At 51.5% G+C, this 15,573-nt stretch carries 16 protein-coding genes and 2 pseudogenes; 10 read left to right on the forward strand and 8 right to left on the reverse strand.

The window, feature by feature from the left end:
• Window positions 1-178 precede the first annotated feature (178 nt).
• Complete coding sequence (locus tag EP25_RS0106335) at window positions 179-730, forward strand: response regulator (RefSeq protein ID WP_031433092.1); 552 nt, start codon at window positions 179-181, stop codon at window positions 728-730.
• A gap of 41 nt (window positions 731-771) precedes the next feature.
• Here EP25_RS0106335 and EP25_RS0106340 read toward each other — a convergent pair whose 3' ends face one another.
• Entirely contained in the window at window positions 772-1,188 is a 417-nt protein-coding gene (locus EP25_RS0106340; protein ID WP_235185854.1) for an AAA-type ATPase lid domain-containing protein, read from the reverse strand.
• 51 nt (window positions 1,189-1,239) lie between these two features.
• Between EP25_RS0106340 and EP25_RS0106345 the strand changes: the two are divergent.
• Both EP25_RS0106345 and EP25_RS0106355 read left to right on the forward strand, forming a co-directional pair.
• Window positions 1,240-2,147: pseudogene (locus EP25_RS0106345) on the forward strand (tyrosine-type recombinase/integrase).
• Window positions 2,144-3,241: an IS91 family transposase gene (locus EP25_RS0106355; RefSeq protein WP_036300033.1), complete on the forward strand. Its 1,098-nt coding sequence runs from the start codon at window positions 2,144-2,146 to the stop codon at window positions 3,239-3,241. The pseudogene EP25_RS0106345 and the gene EP25_RS0106355 overlap by 4 nt, the downstream one beginning before the upstream one ends.
• A 305-nt stretch (window positions 3,242-3,546) precedes the next feature.
• Here EP25_RS0106355 and EP25_RS21825 read toward each other — a convergent pair.
• Window positions 3,547-4,761: pseudogene (locus EP25_RS21825) on the reverse strand (sigma 54-interacting transcriptional regulator); the annotation flags it as partial.
• A 166-nt stretch (window positions 4,762-4,927) separates the two neighbouring features.
• Between EP25_RS21825 and EP25_RS0106370 the strand changes: the two are divergent.
• The 7 genes from EP25_RS0106370 (at window position 4,928) to EP25_RS0106400 (ending at window position 11,866) form a co-directional block, all read left to right on the forward strand.
• Entirely contained in the window at window positions 4,928-5,581 is a 654-nt protein-coding gene (locus EP25_RS0106370; protein ID WP_031433094.1) for a DUF938 domain-containing protein, read from the forward strand.
• Window positions 5,582-5,604: 23 nt separating this feature from the next.
• Window positions 5,605-6,183, forward strand: a complete 579-nt coding sequence (locus EP25_RS0106375) for a beta-class carbonic anhydrase (protein WP_031433095.1) — start codon at window positions 5,605-5,607, stop codon at window positions 6,181-6,183.
• Window positions 6,183-6,917, forward strand: a complete 735-nt coding sequence (locus tag EP25_RS0106380) for an SDR family NAD(P)-dependent oxidoreductase (RefSeq protein WP_031433096.1) — start codon at window positions 6,183-6,185, stop codon at window positions 6,915-6,917. The genes EP25_RS0106375 and EP25_RS0106380 overlap by 1 nt, the downstream gene beginning before the upstream one ends.
• Window positions 6,918-7,044: 127 nt before the next feature.
• Entirely contained in the window at window positions 7,045-7,659 is a 615-nt protein-coding gene (locus EP25_RS0106385; RefSeq protein WP_031433097.1) for a DUF1326 domain-containing protein, read from the forward strand.
• A 2-nt stretch (window positions 7,660-7,661) separates the two neighbouring features.
• On the forward strand, window positions 7,662-8,399 hold the full coding sequence (locus EP25_RS0106390; RefSeq protein WP_036300303.1) for a DUF2182 domain-containing protein: 738 nt from the start codon (window positions 7,662-7,664) through the stop codon (window positions 8,397-8,399).
• Window positions 8,400-8,567: 168 nt separating this feature from the next.
• Window positions 8,568-10,661 carry a phosphate acetyltransferase gene (gene pta / locus EP25_RS0106395; RefSeq protein ID WP_031433099.1) on the forward strand — a complete coding sequence of 698 codons (2,094 nt, stop codon included), beginning with the start codon at window positions 8,568-8,570 and terminating at the stop codon, window positions 10,659-10,661.
• A 2-nt stretch (window positions 10,662-10,663) separates the two neighbouring features.
• On the forward strand, window positions 10,664-11,866 hold the full coding sequence (locus EP25_RS0106400; protein WP_031433100.1) for an acetate/propionate family kinase: 1,203 nt from the start codon (window positions 10,664-10,666) through the stop codon (window positions 11,864-11,866).
• Between the two features lie 55 nt (window positions 11,867-11,921).
• Here the strand turns inward: EP25_RS0106400 and EP25_RS0106405 are convergent, their stop codons facing one another.
• From EP25_RS0106405 to rsmD, 6 genes are all read right to left on the reverse strand, one after another.
• Window positions 11,922-12,566: a hypothetical protein gene (locus EP25_RS0106405; RefSeq protein ID WP_031433101.1), complete on the reverse strand. Its 645-nt coding sequence runs from the start codon at window positions 12,564-12,566 to the stop codon at window positions 11,922-11,924.
• A gap of 64 nt (window positions 12,567-12,630) precedes the next feature.
• Window positions 12,631-13,500 carry an HDOD domain-containing protein gene (locus EP25_RS0106410; protein ID WP_031433102.1) on the reverse strand — a complete coding sequence of 290 codons (870 nt, stop codon included), beginning with the start codon at window positions 13,498-13,500 and terminating at the stop codon, window positions 12,631-12,633.
• A gap of 88 nt (window positions 13,501-13,588) precedes the next feature.
• On the reverse strand, window positions 13,589-14,077 hold the full coding sequence (locus tag EP25_RS0106415) for a cyclic nucleotide-binding domain-containing protein (protein ID WP_031433103.1): 489 nt from the start codon (window positions 14,075-14,077) through the stop codon (window positions 13,589-13,591).
• A 136-nt stretch (window positions 14,078-14,213) separates the two neighbouring features.
• Window positions 14,214-14,459, reverse strand: a complete 246-nt coding sequence (locus EP25_RS0106420; protein WP_031433104.1) for a YfhL family 4Fe-4S dicluster ferredoxin — start codon at window positions 14,457-14,459, stop codon at window positions 14,214-14,216.
• 2 nt (window positions 14,460-14,461) lie between these two features.
• Complete coding sequence (gene coaD, locus EP25_RS0106425; RefSeq protein WP_031433105.1) at window positions 14,462-14,947, reverse strand: pantetheine-phosphate adenylyltransferase; 486 nt, start codon at window positions 14,945-14,947, stop codon at window positions 14,462-14,464.
• 70 nt (window positions 14,948-15,017) lie between these two features.
• Entirely contained in the window at window positions 15,018-15,572 is a 555-nt protein-coding gene (gene rsmD / locus EP25_RS0106430; RefSeq protein WP_031433106.1) for a 16S rRNA (guanine(966)-N(2))-methyltransferase RsmD, read from the reverse strand.
• Window position 15,573: the final 1 nt, after the last annotated feature.

Here is a 15,573-nt window from a genome sequence, read left to right on the forward strand (position 1 = left end):
ACTTGCTCACCTTCTCCAGTCTTGGCCGACAAGTACGAAAAAGTGATGTTGTCTTTTGCAGCATGAATCCAATATAGTCCAGAGTAACGTGCTTGAAAAGCCGTCTCCTTTTCTGGATATAGGCTATGCTATAAAGATCACCCAGTTCTCGATTCCAACTACCTATTTCCGCACACACATGTCCAACCAAGCAACCGCCAGAATTCTGTTGGTCGATGACGAACCGAATGTGTTGAAAGCCCTATCACGGATATTAAAGCTGTATGACATCACCCTGCTGACCAGTGGCGAAGAAGCTTTATTGCTAGCCCAGGAAGAGGCTTTCGACCTTGTCATATCGGACTTCCGCATGCCCGGTATGGATGGGGTTCGTTTTCTCAATCGATTCATGCAACTACAACCGGAGGCTATCCGCATTATTTTGACCGGCCATGCCGATCTCGATAATGCCCAGGCCGCCATCAACGAAGCGGAGGTATACCGCTTCATCAACAAACCCTGGAACAATACCGACCTTCGAAATGCCGTACAACGCGGCCTGGAACACAAAAAAATATTGGCGGAAAATCGCCGACTCGCCGATCAAGTTAGAAAACAGAAAAAATTATTGGCGGAAAAAGATGCCATTTTGAATGCCTTGGAAGCCGAGGAGCCCGGCATCACCAAGGTAAACTGGTCCGATAACGGCGCGATCCTGCTGGATGACGAGGATTTAAAGGATTTCGAGTAAAATCTCCTTCCTCCTCGCGCCCAATTTGGATTGTAGCCGCCCTATTTACGGTAATCATCCGGATTGATCCGGTATTTGCTTAATTTGTTATAGACCGCGCGGGGCGTAATTTCCATGCATCCGGCGATCTTCTTGATATCGCCCTGGAACTGCTGCAAAGACGTCTGTAAAAAATTTCGTTCGACCTCGGCAATGGCCTGTTCCTTTTGCTGCTTCCAACTGATCGGCACCTGATTGCCATTGCCTACTTCCACATCAAGTTCGGTAATCTCGCGCCCTTTACAAAACAACACCCCCCGCTCCAACGTGTTTTCCAGCTCCCTGACATTTCCCGGCCAAGTATAAGCCCGTATCTTCTGCATCACTTCTCGGCTAACCGTCTCCACTTGCTTGTTGGACGAAGCCGCTAACGCGGAGAAAAGCGGCAGTAGCCGGTAATTTATAAAATGTAATCTCACGCCCTCTTTTAAGAGGGATTATTCCATGACGAATCATGAGGTTACGCGACAATGACAACATCATTCGAATCCCATTTCAAGCAAAACTATCAAAGCCATCTGAAACACCTCAAACTTAAAGGGTTGCAGCCCAAGACGATCGAGGCCTATGCCCGTGCGATTCGACGTATCGGCCAGTATTTCAACGAAGACATCAATGCGTTGACCGAACAGCAACTGACCGATTATTTCACCGATTTGCTGGAGTCGCATTCTTGGAGTGCGGTCAAGTTGGACCTGTACGGTCTCAAGTTTTATTACACCCATGTACTGCGCAAGCCTTGGGTCGCGCCGCAGTTGGTCAAGCCGCCGAAGGCGCAACGTTTGCCGGATATCGTCACTGTCGACGAGGCGCGGTGTATCTTCCAGTCCACGCGTATTCTCAGTTACCGGGTGTTCTTTTTCACGCTCTACAGTCTAGGTTTGCGCCTCGGCGAGGGATTGCGTCTTGAGGTTGGGGATATCGATGCCGGTCGCCAACGCGTGCATATCCGAGATGCCAAGGGCAATAAGGATAGACTGGTGCCGTTGCCGGCTGCCACCCTGGATTTGCTACGCCGCTTCTGGCAAGTTCACCGGCATCCGGTCATGTTGTTTCCCAATCGCCATGGCGGTTTGAAGGGCGCGCAGCGCGCGCAGAGCCCTTTGGATCGCGGTGGCGTGCAAAAGGCTCTGCGCCAAGTCGCGCAAGACTGCGGTTTAAAAAAAAGATTACCCCGCACTGTCTGCGGCATAGCTATGCCACACATTTGATTGAAGCGGGCGTCGATCTACTGGAAGTGCAGAAAATCCTCGGTCACCACAGTATCCTCACCACTGCCCGCTATACTCACCTGACCGACGGCACGAATCAAAATACCGGCCAGTTGATTAATGCCTTAATGAATGGCTTCGACATCGACTGGGGGGCGGTCAAATGATCTTGCTTTCCGCCATCATCCAAACCTTCGAAGCCGAGTTTCTGGTCGCTTACCAGGGTCGCTTGTCACCCAGTCAGCGTCAGGCGCTGGCCGCGATGAAACACTGCCGCACGTCGCAAGGCCCTGTGATGTTGGCGCAATGCGATGATTGCGATCGGCAACGCTTGGTGCCGCATTCCTGCGGCCATCGCAGCTGCCCGCATTGCCAGTCGCACGAATCGCAACAATGGCTGGAAAGGCAGTTGCAGAAGCAGGTGCCGGCCGAATATTTTTTGCTGACGTTTACTTTGCCCAAAGAACTCAGGCCGTTGGCCTGGCAACAGCAACGTACGTTGTATGATCTGCTGATCCGCTGTAGTTGGGATACCGTCAACACCTTCACCCGCAACGATCAACAGCTTCAGGGCAATGCCGGTGCTATTGCTGTGTTGCATACCCATTCCCGCCGATTGGATTACCATCCGCATGTACACTTGGTGATGCCGGCGGCCGCCATCGATCCTGATAAACGACTGTGGCGCACCAAACAGGGTAAAAAGGGCCGGAAAGGCTATTTGTTCAATCACAAGGCAGTGGCCAAAGTGTTTCGGGCCAAATTGCTTGAAGCGATCTCGCAGGCCGGTTTGACATTGCCTGACTACTATCCGCAACAATGGGTCGTTGACGTCAAGTCGGTCGGACGCGGCGATAAAGCCTTGGTTTATCTGGGACGTTATCTCTATAAGGGCGTTATCCAGGAAAAGGACATTATTGCCTGCCGAGATGGCCAAGTAACCTTCCGTTACCAGGACAGCAAAACCAAAAAGTGGCAGACTCGAACACTACCCGGCGTGAAGTTTCTGTGGCTGATGCTCCGCCATGTTCTGCCCAAAGGCTTTAGGCGGACTCGCAACTTCGGCTTTTTGCACCCCAACAGCAAACGGCTGATTCGTCTGCTGCAAGTCTTGCTCGGCGTCAATCCCAATCGTGCTATCGCTTGGCTCAGGCCCCGCCCGAAACTCCAATGCCCATGTTGTGGTGGAACCCTGCAGATTATCAAAACGCGCATTCTCGGTTCTTCGGCTGTCATGGCATTGAATTCGACCAAAGCGTAGAGGCAAAACCGGTTATGTAAGCGGCATTTCTCACTGACCCAAACCGATCATCGGGCATTTTAGCACCGAGGCTTTCGTTCGGTCTGAATTCAGGGCAAAATGCCGCTAAAATCCGAAATTCCGGGTGTGATGATCAGCATCACGCCCATTTCAGCCCGTTTATCGACGTCAACGCTTGAAATGGGCCAACACATCCCCCAATCCTTCGAAAAGCTATTTTCTTATATAACGCTCCCTCCGAATACCGGGCTTGTCCAACAAACGGTTCAGATTGTGGCTCGCTCCGCGATTACAATCTAACCTTATTCGTTATGCTTCTTGTTCATTTTCTGCAGAATCAGGTGTACCAGTGGCGGCAAGTCTTCCGGCCGTTCCGACAAGGGCGGAATCACCAACTTGACGACATTGAGGCGATAATACAGATCGTGACGAAACATCCCTTGTTCAACCTTTTGCTCCAATTGCACATTAGTGGCTGATATTATGCGCAAATCCACCAGGATGGTCTGTCTGCCGCCGACCCGCTCAAGCTCGCCTTCCTGTATCACCCTGAGCAAGCGGGTCTGGGCCGCCGGCGATAGCGAATCCACCTCGTCCAGAAACAAGGTACCCCCTTCCGCCCGTTCGAAAAAACCTTGATGCACGTCGACGGCACCGGTGAACGCGCCTTTTTCATGGCCGAACAGCACGCTTTCCAACAAACTTTCCGGAATGGCTCCGCAGTTGATTGGAATGAATGGTTTATTGCAGCGTTCACTCATGGCATGGATAGCGCGCGCCACCAATTCCTTACCGACCCCGGTATGGCCGTGGATCAGCACCGTCGCCGAGGTCGGCGCAACCACTTCAATGGCTTGCAGCACTTTTTTCATCGCCGCAGAATTCGCGATGATGACGGGTGGTTGATATTTTTTCTCGGGTTTACGGCTTTGCCGGTGCCAGATTTTCAACATGCTTTCTTCGATGCGCGAATGCAACTCGCCTATATCCTGTTGATTTTCGGCTTTCTTCCAGTCGTCTCGATATTCGATACCCGGCTTGCTGCTCGCCTTTTCCGGATCTAGGTGAACATAAACTTCACAACAATCATTATGACGGGCAATGCTTTTATCGATTTCAACTTTGGCATAACCGAAATTTCGCGCCGCGATGCCGCCGAAAACGCTGGAAGTCATGCCACACAATTCGGGGAAATTACTGACTTTTTCACCGAAAGGACAGCAACTGTTAGTGACGGTAATACAATCCGGCGTACTCGAGATTAACGAAAACTTGCCGCCAATGTGATTTTTCAACCCCAAAATCAATTCGATATAACTTTCGATATCGAGCGGCTCATCCTTATTATCGATCTGTTGGCGATAAACCTCCTCGAAAAAACAACCGGCGGTGCGGGCGATATTCTCGATCAGCTGCCGGGAATGCTCCTGTCCCAATTGCTCGCTGGCATGCATCAATTCGAGTATAAAGGTCTGAAGAAAAAACGTCGGGGTCAGATCGGAAAGTGTCGTGTTAGCCATAGCAAGCCGTGAAATATTTTTTCACCAATTGAACCACAACTTCACAAAAGTCACAACCCATCAATCATATCTTATTGATATCAAACAAATTATCTATCAACCTATTTCAGGCATAAAAAATGCAATTTAATAGTTTCCATAATTATTACAAATACGAGGAGATACCATGTCAGACAATAAGCCACCTTTAGATCCTCATCCCCTAAGCGAATATGTCGCCTGGGCCGGCAACCGCAATCGCGAACCTTTATTGGGCGTGCTGAAAGAAAAATTACCCAAGGATCCCGGCCGGGTCCTGGAAATGGCCAGCGGCAGCGGCATGCACATCAATTACTTCGCGCCGCATTTCGACCATCTGCATTTTCATCCGTCCGATAGAGACGTCGAGGTCTTCGACAATATCAAGAAACTGACGACGGAACACGGAAACGACAATATCGCCGATCCGGTGCATTTGGACCTGACAAATCCGGAAACCTGGTTCAATGCGGGTACTCCCCGTTCATTCGACACCATTTTCTGCATCAATATTTTTCAAGTTGCGCCAATATCCATCGCTGATGGTATGATGGAGTGCGCCGCCAATCTGCTCAGTGACGATGGCATTCTGTTGATTTATGGACCATTCCAGGTGGAAGGCCGTTTCACCACCGACTCCAACAAGGAATTTCACGACACGCTGAGTTCGGCCGGTGTTGAAGAATGGGGTCTGAAGGATGTTGCCGACCTGAAAGCAGCGGCAGCCAAACATGGCCTGGAATTAAAAGAAATAATAGATATGCCGGCCAACAACTTTTCCTTGATTTTCGGCCGACAATAACAACTTAGTGAGGAGATAAAACCATGTCAAAAGTGTTAAACGAAGTATTACTTGCCAATCGCGAATATGTCAGCGGCTTCGACAAAGGCGACCTGCCAATGCCGCCGGGGCGCCAATTCGCGATTTTGACCTGCATGGACGCCCGTCTCGATCCGGCCAAATATGCCGGCCTGGCCGAAGGCGACGCCCACGTGATCCGTAACGCCGGCGGTCGCGCCAGTGACGACGCCATCCGTTCGCTGGTCATTTCCTATAAATTGCTGGGCACTCGTGAATGGTTCGTCATTCATCACACCGACTGCGGCATGGAAACCTTCACCAATGAAATCATGACCGACCTGTTGAACAGCAGCTTGAAAACCGCTTCGGTCGATGAATCCGGTTGGCATGATTGCTGCGAAGGCCCGGGTTCTGCGGAGGGTAAATATATTAACTGGCTGACCATCAAAGACCAAGCTACAAGTGTGTTAGAAGATGTTGTCCGCATCAAATCTCACCCCCTGGTTCCTGCCGACATTCCAGTCTACGGCTATATCTATGATGTCAAATCAGGCAGCCTGATCGAAGTCCCGGAAGCAACCGCAGCTGGAAAAGCAGAGTAATGGAGCAGCCATGTTCAGCCGTTATCATCGGTGTTGGACCAGAACGTGGACTGGGCGCCACACTCGCAAGGCATTTTGCCGCAAAAGGTTTGCATGTTTTTATTTCTGGGCGTAGCGAAGCCAAGCTACAAACCGTAGCCGACAGCATCCATGCGGCCGGCGGGCAGGCGACGGCCGTGCTCGCCGATGCCACCAAGAGTTACGATATCGAACACCTGTTCGAGATCGTCCGTTACCAAGGATCGACACTGCAAATTGCCGCCTATAACGTGGACAGCAATATCCCCGCGCCGATATTGGAAATGGAGGAGGAGACATTCACCCTTTTATGGCAGCAGAACTGTTTGGGCGCCTTCTTATTTGCCAAGGAAGCGATTAACTGCATGTTGGTAAAACAGCATGGCACCTTGTTTTTCACCGGAGCAACGGCGTCGTTGCGGTCCAAACCGCCGTTTACCGCCTTTGCCTCGGCCAAGGCGGCGCAAAGAGCGCTGGCCCAGGGTCTGGCGCGGGAATTTTCGCCACAAGGCATCCATGTCGTCCATTCCGTCATCGACGGCGTCATCGACGGCGATCGTGCGGCCCGGCAGTTTCCGGAGTACGTTCAGTCCAAAGGTAAAGAGGGCCTGTTGCAGTTGGATGCCATTGCCGAGACCTATTGGGCCATTCATTGCCAACATCCTAGCGCCTGGACACATGAGTTGGATCTAAGACCGTTCAAAGAGCCATTTTAGGCCGATTCGGGAGCTTGGCTACAAGAGGGTTCAGGGTTAAGGTTATAAGCTACTCTCCTTGCCCTTGAACCCTTTTAGCTTAGAATCGTGACCATCAACTTATTATTCTTACCCTTAGGATTCTCCCATGTCACAACATTCACAACCCAGCTGGCAATTAAACGGCAGCTATTTTGAAACCTGCAACTGTGAAGCGGCCTGCCCTTGTGTCTGGCTGCAACCGCCCACGGAAGGTGACTGCAAATTATTGGTCGCCTGGCATATCGACAACGGTTATTGCGACCAAGTGCGCCTTGACGATCTCAATATCGCCCTGGCTTGTTACTCTCCTGGCCATATGAAGGAAGGCAACTGGCAGGCCGCACTCTATATCGACGAACGGGCCAGCGCCGAACAAGAAGATGCCATTACTCAAATTTTCGCAGGCCAGCTCGGCGGCCACCCGGCCATATTAATGAGTTTTGTCAGCGAAGTGATCGGCATTCAACGGGTCAAGATAAACTACCAGGAACAAGGTAAGCGCCGCCAGTTAACCATCCCCGGCATTGCCCAGGCCGAGATAGAAGCCATTCAAGGCATTACCGGCGGCACCTCCAGCATCGACACCCCGCCCTTGTGCGTGGTCAGCAGCCATCCCTCGATCGTGGCCAAATCCAAAAGCTACGAATATCGCGACCATGGCAAGGACTGGCAATTCAGCGGGCGTAACGGCTATTATTCGCCATTCACTTACCAGCCGTGAGAATGCAGGCTATCATCGCTCTGCTCATAGCCATCACGCTAGGGGCCTGGGACATACTGTATTTTCAACACGTGCAAATGAGCACGCAATTGATGGCCGAGATGTGGATGCCGCCAGCGCAAACCTGGCAGTGGTCGTTCGAGGATTTTACCGTCGTCTATACGATGTGGGCCGTCATGATGACGGCCATGATGCTGCCGACGGCCTTGCCAATGATCAAGGCCTACGATAAAGCCAGCCGTCGTTACCATGCTAATTCCTTTTCCTACAGCCTGTTGTTCACCCTGGGCTATTTGCTGATTTGGCTCGTGTTTAGCACAACCTTGACTTTACTGCAGTGGCAATTACACGGCCTGCACTGGCTAACGCCGATGATGGAGAATAATAATCAATGGCTGGCGGCACTGATTTTTATCTCGGCCGGCACCTATCAATTCAGCGCCCTGAAAAACAGTTGCCTGCACCATTGCCGCTCACCGGTAAGCTTCCTGTTAAATCATTGGCATCCCGGCCATCGCGGCAGTATCCGCATGGGACTATTACATGGAACCCATTGCCTGGGTTGCTGTTGGGCGCAAATGCTGTTGATGTTCGCTGTCGGCGTCATGAACCTCAGTGGCATGATATTGTTGACTTTATTTATGCTACTGGAAAAAAATTCCCCGCCGAAAGCGCAAATCATCGGCAAAACCGCCGGTGTTCTGCTATGTTTCTGGGGAATCCGGGTGTTAATGGTATAGTATGACACTGCTGTCCGAACACCGATATTGGCCTGCATTCTAAGGCGCCAAGCCATCGAAAATGTATGGAAGCGGGATATTTTTCCTTTTTCCTACCATGAAGCAGTCCATGGAGAACTGTTTTTCCCAATATCAACAGATTACCTAACGTCCAAACAATAGTCGTTCATGGCTCCCATTACGCAAAATATCTATATTACCGGCGCCGAACAAGGCAGCGGTAAATCAGTCATCATGCTGGCCATGATGGAAATGTTTTCCGGCCATGCCGAAAAAGTCGGTTTTTTTCGCCCCATCATCCATAGCGGCCCAGAAAAGGACGAACTGATCCAGCTCATCACGCACCGCTATCAACTGGATTGGCCCTATGAAGCCATGTATGGCTGCACCGATGAAGAAGCCTACCGGTTACTGGCCAACGATCGCTATGAGGAATTGCTGAAAGCGATATTGATTAAATACCAGAGTCTCAAATCCCAATGCGACCATGTACTGTGCGTCGGTTCCGATTACAAAACGGGCGATCCGTTGTTCGAATTCGATTTCAATGCCGATGTCGCCAACAATCTTGGCTGTTTGATCATGCCGATCATACAGGGCGGCGACCGCGACAATACCGAGCTCATCGACATTCTGCATAGCGTCAGGCACGCCATTAATGAAAACGGTTGCGATTTGCTGGCCACGGTCATCAACGGTGTCGCCTCGGCCCAGGTCGATGCCCTCAGGGCCCGTTTCAGCCATGCGCTCGATGCCAGTTTTCCGGTCTATGTCGTCCCGGAAGAACCCTCCCTGGAGCGGCCCAGTATCGGCGATATCGCCCATTCTCTGGGGGCAAAACTGCTTTCGTCCAACAACGAAACACTGAACCTGGAAGTTTCCAATTACAAGGTCGCCGCGATGATCGTGCCGGATTTTCTCGACTACCTGGAAAAAGGCGATCTGGTCATCACCCCCGGCGACCGTTCCGACATCATCCTTGCCTGCCTGATGGCCTATCATTCGAAGAACTATCCCCAGATCGCTGGCCTGTTGCTGACCGGCGAACAGGAGCCGGCCAAGCAGGTGCAATTGCTAATCGACGGACTCGGCGATATGCCGTTCGCCGTGCTGGGCGTCGCCACCGACACCTTCACCACCGCCTTGAACGTGACCCACGTGCCGGCACGCCTGCGTTCGCAAAACGAACGTAAAATCGCGACGGCATTGGGGCTGGTGGAAAACAATATCAACATGGAGGAATTCAAGCAGCGGCTGCTGACCCATAAAACACGGCGGGTGACCCCGCTGATGTTCGAGTATGAACTGCTGCAACGGGCAAAAGCCAACCCCCGCCATATCGTTTTGCCGGAAGGCGAGGAGGAACGCATCCTGCGGGCCGCAGAAATATTGTTATTGAGAGGCGCGGTAAAACTGACCCTGCTGGGCAATGAAGAAAAAATCCGGCAAAAAATCGAATCGCTGGCACTTCAGCTTCGCGACATCGACATCATCGACCCCATGACTTCCGAGCTGCGTAAATTGTACGCCAAGACTTATCATCAACTACGCGCGCATAAAGGCATTGTCTACGAAATAGCCTATGACCTGATGGCTGATGTCAGCTATTTCGGTACCATGATGGTTCACCTGAATCATGCCGACGGCATGGTGTCGGGCGCGATCCATACAACGCAACATACGATAAGGCCGGCTTTCGAGATCATCAAAACCAAACCCGGCACGTCGATCGTATCCAGTGTCTTTTTCATGTGCCTGGAAGACCGCGTACTGGTTTATGGCGATTGCGCCGTCAATCCGAATCCGACCGCGCAACAACTGGCCGAAATTGCCATCAGTTCCGCCGAAACCGCCAGCAAATTCAATCTCGAACCGCGCATCGCCATGCTGTCTTACTCCACCGGCGAATCAGGCAAGGGCGAGGCAGTGGACAAAGTCAGAAAAGCCGTTACGCTAGCCAAGGCATTACAGCCGGATTTGAAACTGGAAGGGCCGATGCAATACGATGCAGCGGTCGATGCCAGCGTCGCCCGCACCAAGCTGCCGGAAAGCGAGGTAGCCGGCCATGCCAATGTTTTCATCTTTCCCGACCTCAATACCGGCAACAACACCTACAAGGCGGTGCAACGCTCTTCCGGCGCTATCGCCATAGGCCCGGTGCTGCAAGGATTGAACAAACCGGTCAATGACCTAAGCCGCGGCTGCACCGTTCCCGATATCGTCAACACAGTCTTGATCACGGCCATACAGGCGCAAGAATAAGCATGAAGACCTTAGTTCTCAATTCCGGCAGTTCTTCGATTAAATACAGCCTGTTCGACATGGGCGAACAAAGCGTTATCGTTTCCGGACTGATCGAAAGAATCGGCGAAGCGGAAAGCCGGCACCGCTTCGAGCTTCATTTGGCCGATACCGAAGCCCGCTGCGACGAAAAAAACGCCATCATCGGCGATCATCGGCAAGGATTGCAAAACCTGTTCACGCTGCTGAGTGAATGCGGCGCGCTGAAGAATGCGGCCGAGCTGGTCTGTATCGGCCACCGGGTCGTGCATGGCGGTGAGCATTTCCGCCAACCCGTCCTCATCGACGCCGATGTCATCGAGCAAATCAGGCAAATGATTCCGTTAGCGCCGCTGCACAACCCCGCCAATCTACTCGGTATCGAACAGGCGATTGAGCAATTGCCTAGCGTGCCCCAGGTTGCCGTGTTCGATACCGCCTTCCATCAAACCCTGCCGCCGCCGGCCTATCATTACGCCGTGCCGGCCGACTGGTATCGGCAATACGGCGTGCGCCGCTACGGTTTTCACGGCACGTCCCATTATTACGTCGCCAAGCGGGCGGCCGCTCATTTAGGCCAGGATTTACGCGCGCTGAATCTGATTACGTTGCACCTAGGCAATGGCGCCAGCATGACCGCTATCGCCAATGGACAAAGCATCGATACGACGATGGGCATGACGCCGTTGGAAGGTTTGATTATGGGGACTCGTTGCGGCGATATCGACCCGGCCCTGCCCTTCTTTCTGGAACGCAGCCACGCCTTCTCCTTTAGCGAACTGGAAAACCAGTTCAACAAGCATAGCGGACTGAAAGGCATTTGCGGCGAAAACGATATGCGCGCCATACACCGCCTGGCCGAACAAGGAAATGAATCGGCCCGCTTGGCGTTGGAAATGTATGCCTACCGCATAAAAAAATATCTGGGCGCCTACTATGCCGCGCTCGGCCATGTCGATGCCCTCGTCTTCACCGGCGGCATCGGCGAAAACGACACTTGGCTGCGGCAACATTGTTGCGACAATTTACACGCTCTGGGTATCGAGGTCGACCGCAACAAAAACCAATCCGGCGATGCCGAATGTTTCGCCATCAACAGCGATTCCGCGCCGGTATCGATACTGGTCGTTAAAACCAACGAAGAATTGGAGATCGCCCTGCAGTCACTTGCCTGCGTTCAGTCATAGTCCTGTTCGACATACGTTGGCATGATTGCCCGAACAAGAACGACATTCCTTAGCGTTAATTGCTCAAAACCGCTAGCAGCTTGGCGCCTAACCGCTTGAACAAGCCGGGTTCCAGCAACTTTTTCGCTTGTCGCGTCTCTTCGGCGTTAGGCACCAAGTCCCGTAAACAATCATACATATCGCGCGCCTTCTCCTCGTCACCGATTGCCTTGAAATAAGCACATAACACACCGGTAAAAGCAGCGTACTCGGTGGAGTGAAACTGATTCCTGCGCGGATAAAGCGCTTTCAGATCGAATTTTTTATCGAATATCGCTGGAATCTTATCGACTTGCTGTTCTCGCAAACAAAGCTGGGCGTAATGACAGCGGGCAAACAGATAATCGGGGTGTTGTTGATAATTTTCCCTGATGGCCTGCTTCTGCCGTTCTCCATCGACGAAGCCATAAGCAACCGATAAATAATTATAAATTAAAGGGATTTTGGGATATTGCCTTTTCAATTCCAGCAACCTGGGAATAGCCTGTTCGGCCTCCTTGCGATTGCCCGGCAACAAGTTATTCAACTCTTGCTGTATCGATAACGGCAATTTTTGTAGTTTCTGATCGACGATCGGCCGATAGGTAATTTCATACGGGATGGGTTCGCCTTGATTGGAATGGGCGGGAATCTGTATTTTGTTTCTCGTTCTTCTCGACATGTTTCGTTTCGGTGCTCAAATTAATTCGACCAGGGACCGAACGATTTTATCGAAAAAACGGCCATTAAAAAATGACCGAAGCCTCCGGTCGGATATAACTCAGGATATCGAAGGCTTGGAACACCGCCTCCTGAATCAAAGGCTGGATGTCTTGCTCCCGTACTTGCAAATACTTGAAGACCGGCGAAGCATAATCCAATTCAGGTTCCTGGAAATCAAGGTCCTGCTTGGCGCAGGGTTCTATGCGATCGGCAATAACAGCGGCGACATGCAAAATACAGGCGTCTTCCACCCCTTCTTCCGCATGCAAAGGGTCCAGCTGGCTTCCGACCATGCGCCAAATGGTTTCCGGCAACTTCCACTGTTTTAATAATTCCGCCCCAAGGTCGGTATGAGTAAAACCGAAGGTTTCCTTCTCCTTGGCCGTCATGGCGTCAGCACCTTGCTCCTTCAAACTCAAAATTAACGCCGATTGTTGCGGATATTCGGTAAAAAACACCAGTTTGCCAATGCTGTGCAATAACCCGGCGATAAAAAAACGTTCGTGATCCAAATGATTGCGTTGCTTGGCCAATAACCGCGCTAGAATGGCGCTAGTCACGCTGTGATACCAAAAAGTATTCATATCGACCAGATGCTCGGGAATGTCTGTAAAGCTGTCTGCCACCGTAGTCGCCATGACGAGGTTACGCAATTCCTTCGTCCCAAGCATCGTGATTGCTCTGGAGATGGTTGAAATCTTGCTCGGAAAACCGTAATAGGAACTGTTCACGATCTTCAGTAACCTGGCGGTCAAGGCGGGGTCATGCAGGATGACCTCCTCGAGATCGCTATTGCTCGACTTCGTATCGGCTAACAACTCATTGATCCGAAGCGCCACATCAGGCAGTGAAAACAAGGAATTTACTTTTTCGGCCAAAATTTTCGGGGTCATCGTATCGCCTTCCGCAGATAATTATAGTTATCAGTTTAGTCTCGGCGCGAATTTTTTCCAGACCCGGAACTATCGGAATCGATATGTTTTAAATGGACGAGTCGATTTGGTAGGCTTTTAGGCCCCAGCTCAGCAAGTTAGAAAAGCGTTTATTACTTTGCCGAATTCGGGGAAGGATGATGCTCAGCCAATGATACAAAAGGCGAAATCCCAATTCTGGGTTATTCAGCAGGAATTGTTTGAGTTTTTCCGCATCGATCACCGCCAGCTCGCTAGCCGAAATCGCTTTAACCGTGGCACAGTGCGGTTCGTCATCGAAAAAGCAGGAATGGGAGAATTCTTCTCCATCGAACAATTCGCAAAGCCCCGACACCATGTGACGATCCGCGGAAATCTGTACTTTTGTACAGACGGAAACCTGGCCGTTCAAGATCACAAAAATTTCCTTTCCCCTCTCGCCTTCAACAATAACCACTTCCTCTGGGTGGTACTGTTTGCGTAGCCAGAACTCCCCTTCGACAAATTCGGGATGATCCAGCAATGATTTCAAGGACAAGGGGTGCTCGGAATTCAACATAATCGGCCCATCCTACGCAAGCGCGCTAACAATTAGCATCGAGCCGATAATAGAACAGATTATAAAACCGTGTAAATAGAATAATGTTGCTAGGGGAATTCTCCTGTCCGTTGCGGACAGGAGAAAAAATGAGTGATTACTGTGTCAATTTCAGATATTTTTGATACAACGTATCGTGATCTTCGACCCTGTCCGGGTCCTTGTCGATACAATCCACCGGGCAAACCTCGACACATTGCGGTGTATCGTGATGACCGACGCATTCGGTACACAGATTAGGATCGATCACATAAATATCCTCGCCTTGCGAGATCGCGCCGTTCGGACATTCGGGCTCGCAAACATCGCAGTTGATACATTCATCGCTGATTAAAAGAGACATGCTTACTCCTTGGAAAATTTTTCAATTAATCGTCGTTCGACAATAGCGGGGACAAAACTGGAAACATCGCCCTGCAACCGGGCTATTTCCCTGATCATACTGGACGAAATGAATTCATACTGTTCCGCCGGGGTCAAAAAAACCGTTTCCAATTGCGGCGACAATCTCCTGTTCATGCCGGCCAACTGGAACTCGTATTCAAAATCCGAAACTGCCCTAAGGCCGCGCAGGATCACATCGGCATCGTGTTCCCTGGCGCAGTCCACCAGCAGATTGTTAAAACCGATCACGACCACGTTTTCGAAATCCGCTGTTACCGCCTCGACCAATGCCACCCGTTCCTCCACCGAAAACAGCGGCGCCTTGCCGCGGCTCTCGGCGACGGCAACAATGATCCGGTGATAGAGCTTAGCTGCCCGGGCCACCAAGTCCAGATGACCGTTGGTAATCGGATCGAATGTTCCCGGATAAATAGCGGTAATATGCATGGTGCTAGGCTACAATGAAAAGCCGGCAATTGTATACCATCGACGCAATAATCGCACGCCTTCAGTCACATTAACCGCGTTCAAACAAATAATAATCGACATCTCCGGCACTTTTGTGTTTCAGTCGCCGCCAATTGTCCGGTATATCGTTCAGCGCCAGACCTTTTTCCACTTCGACATAAATCTTCGCCCGCTCAGCCAACCAGCTTTTATCTTCCAACCAAAAACACGTTTGTTGGGCCAAGCCCTGACCGAAAGGCGGATCGAGAAAGGCCAGGTCGAATGACTCCTCGTCGCCGCCGGCCAAAAAACGGAACACATCCCGTTGCACGACCCTGATTTGCCCCGCTTCCAACTTGTCGCAATTGCCTTTCAAGAAACGACAAGCCTGGGCGTTGTGTTCCACTTGCACGACATAAGCTGCCCCTCTCGATGCCGCTTCCACGCCCAGCGCGCCGCTGCCGGCATAAAGGTCCAGGCAGCGGCTGCCGATCACGTCGTATTGCAGCCAGTTAAATAGCGTTTCCCGGACCCGCGCCGGTGTCGGCCTCAGCCCGGGGGCATCCTCGAATAGCAACTGGCGACTACGCCATTGCCCGCCGATAATACGCAGTTTACTCGCCAAG

The sequence above is a fragment of the Methylomarinum vadi genome (assembly GCF_000733935.1).
GTDB lineage: Bacteria > Pseudomonadota > Gammaproteobacteria > Methylococcales > Methylomonadaceae > Methylomarinum > Methylomarinum vadi.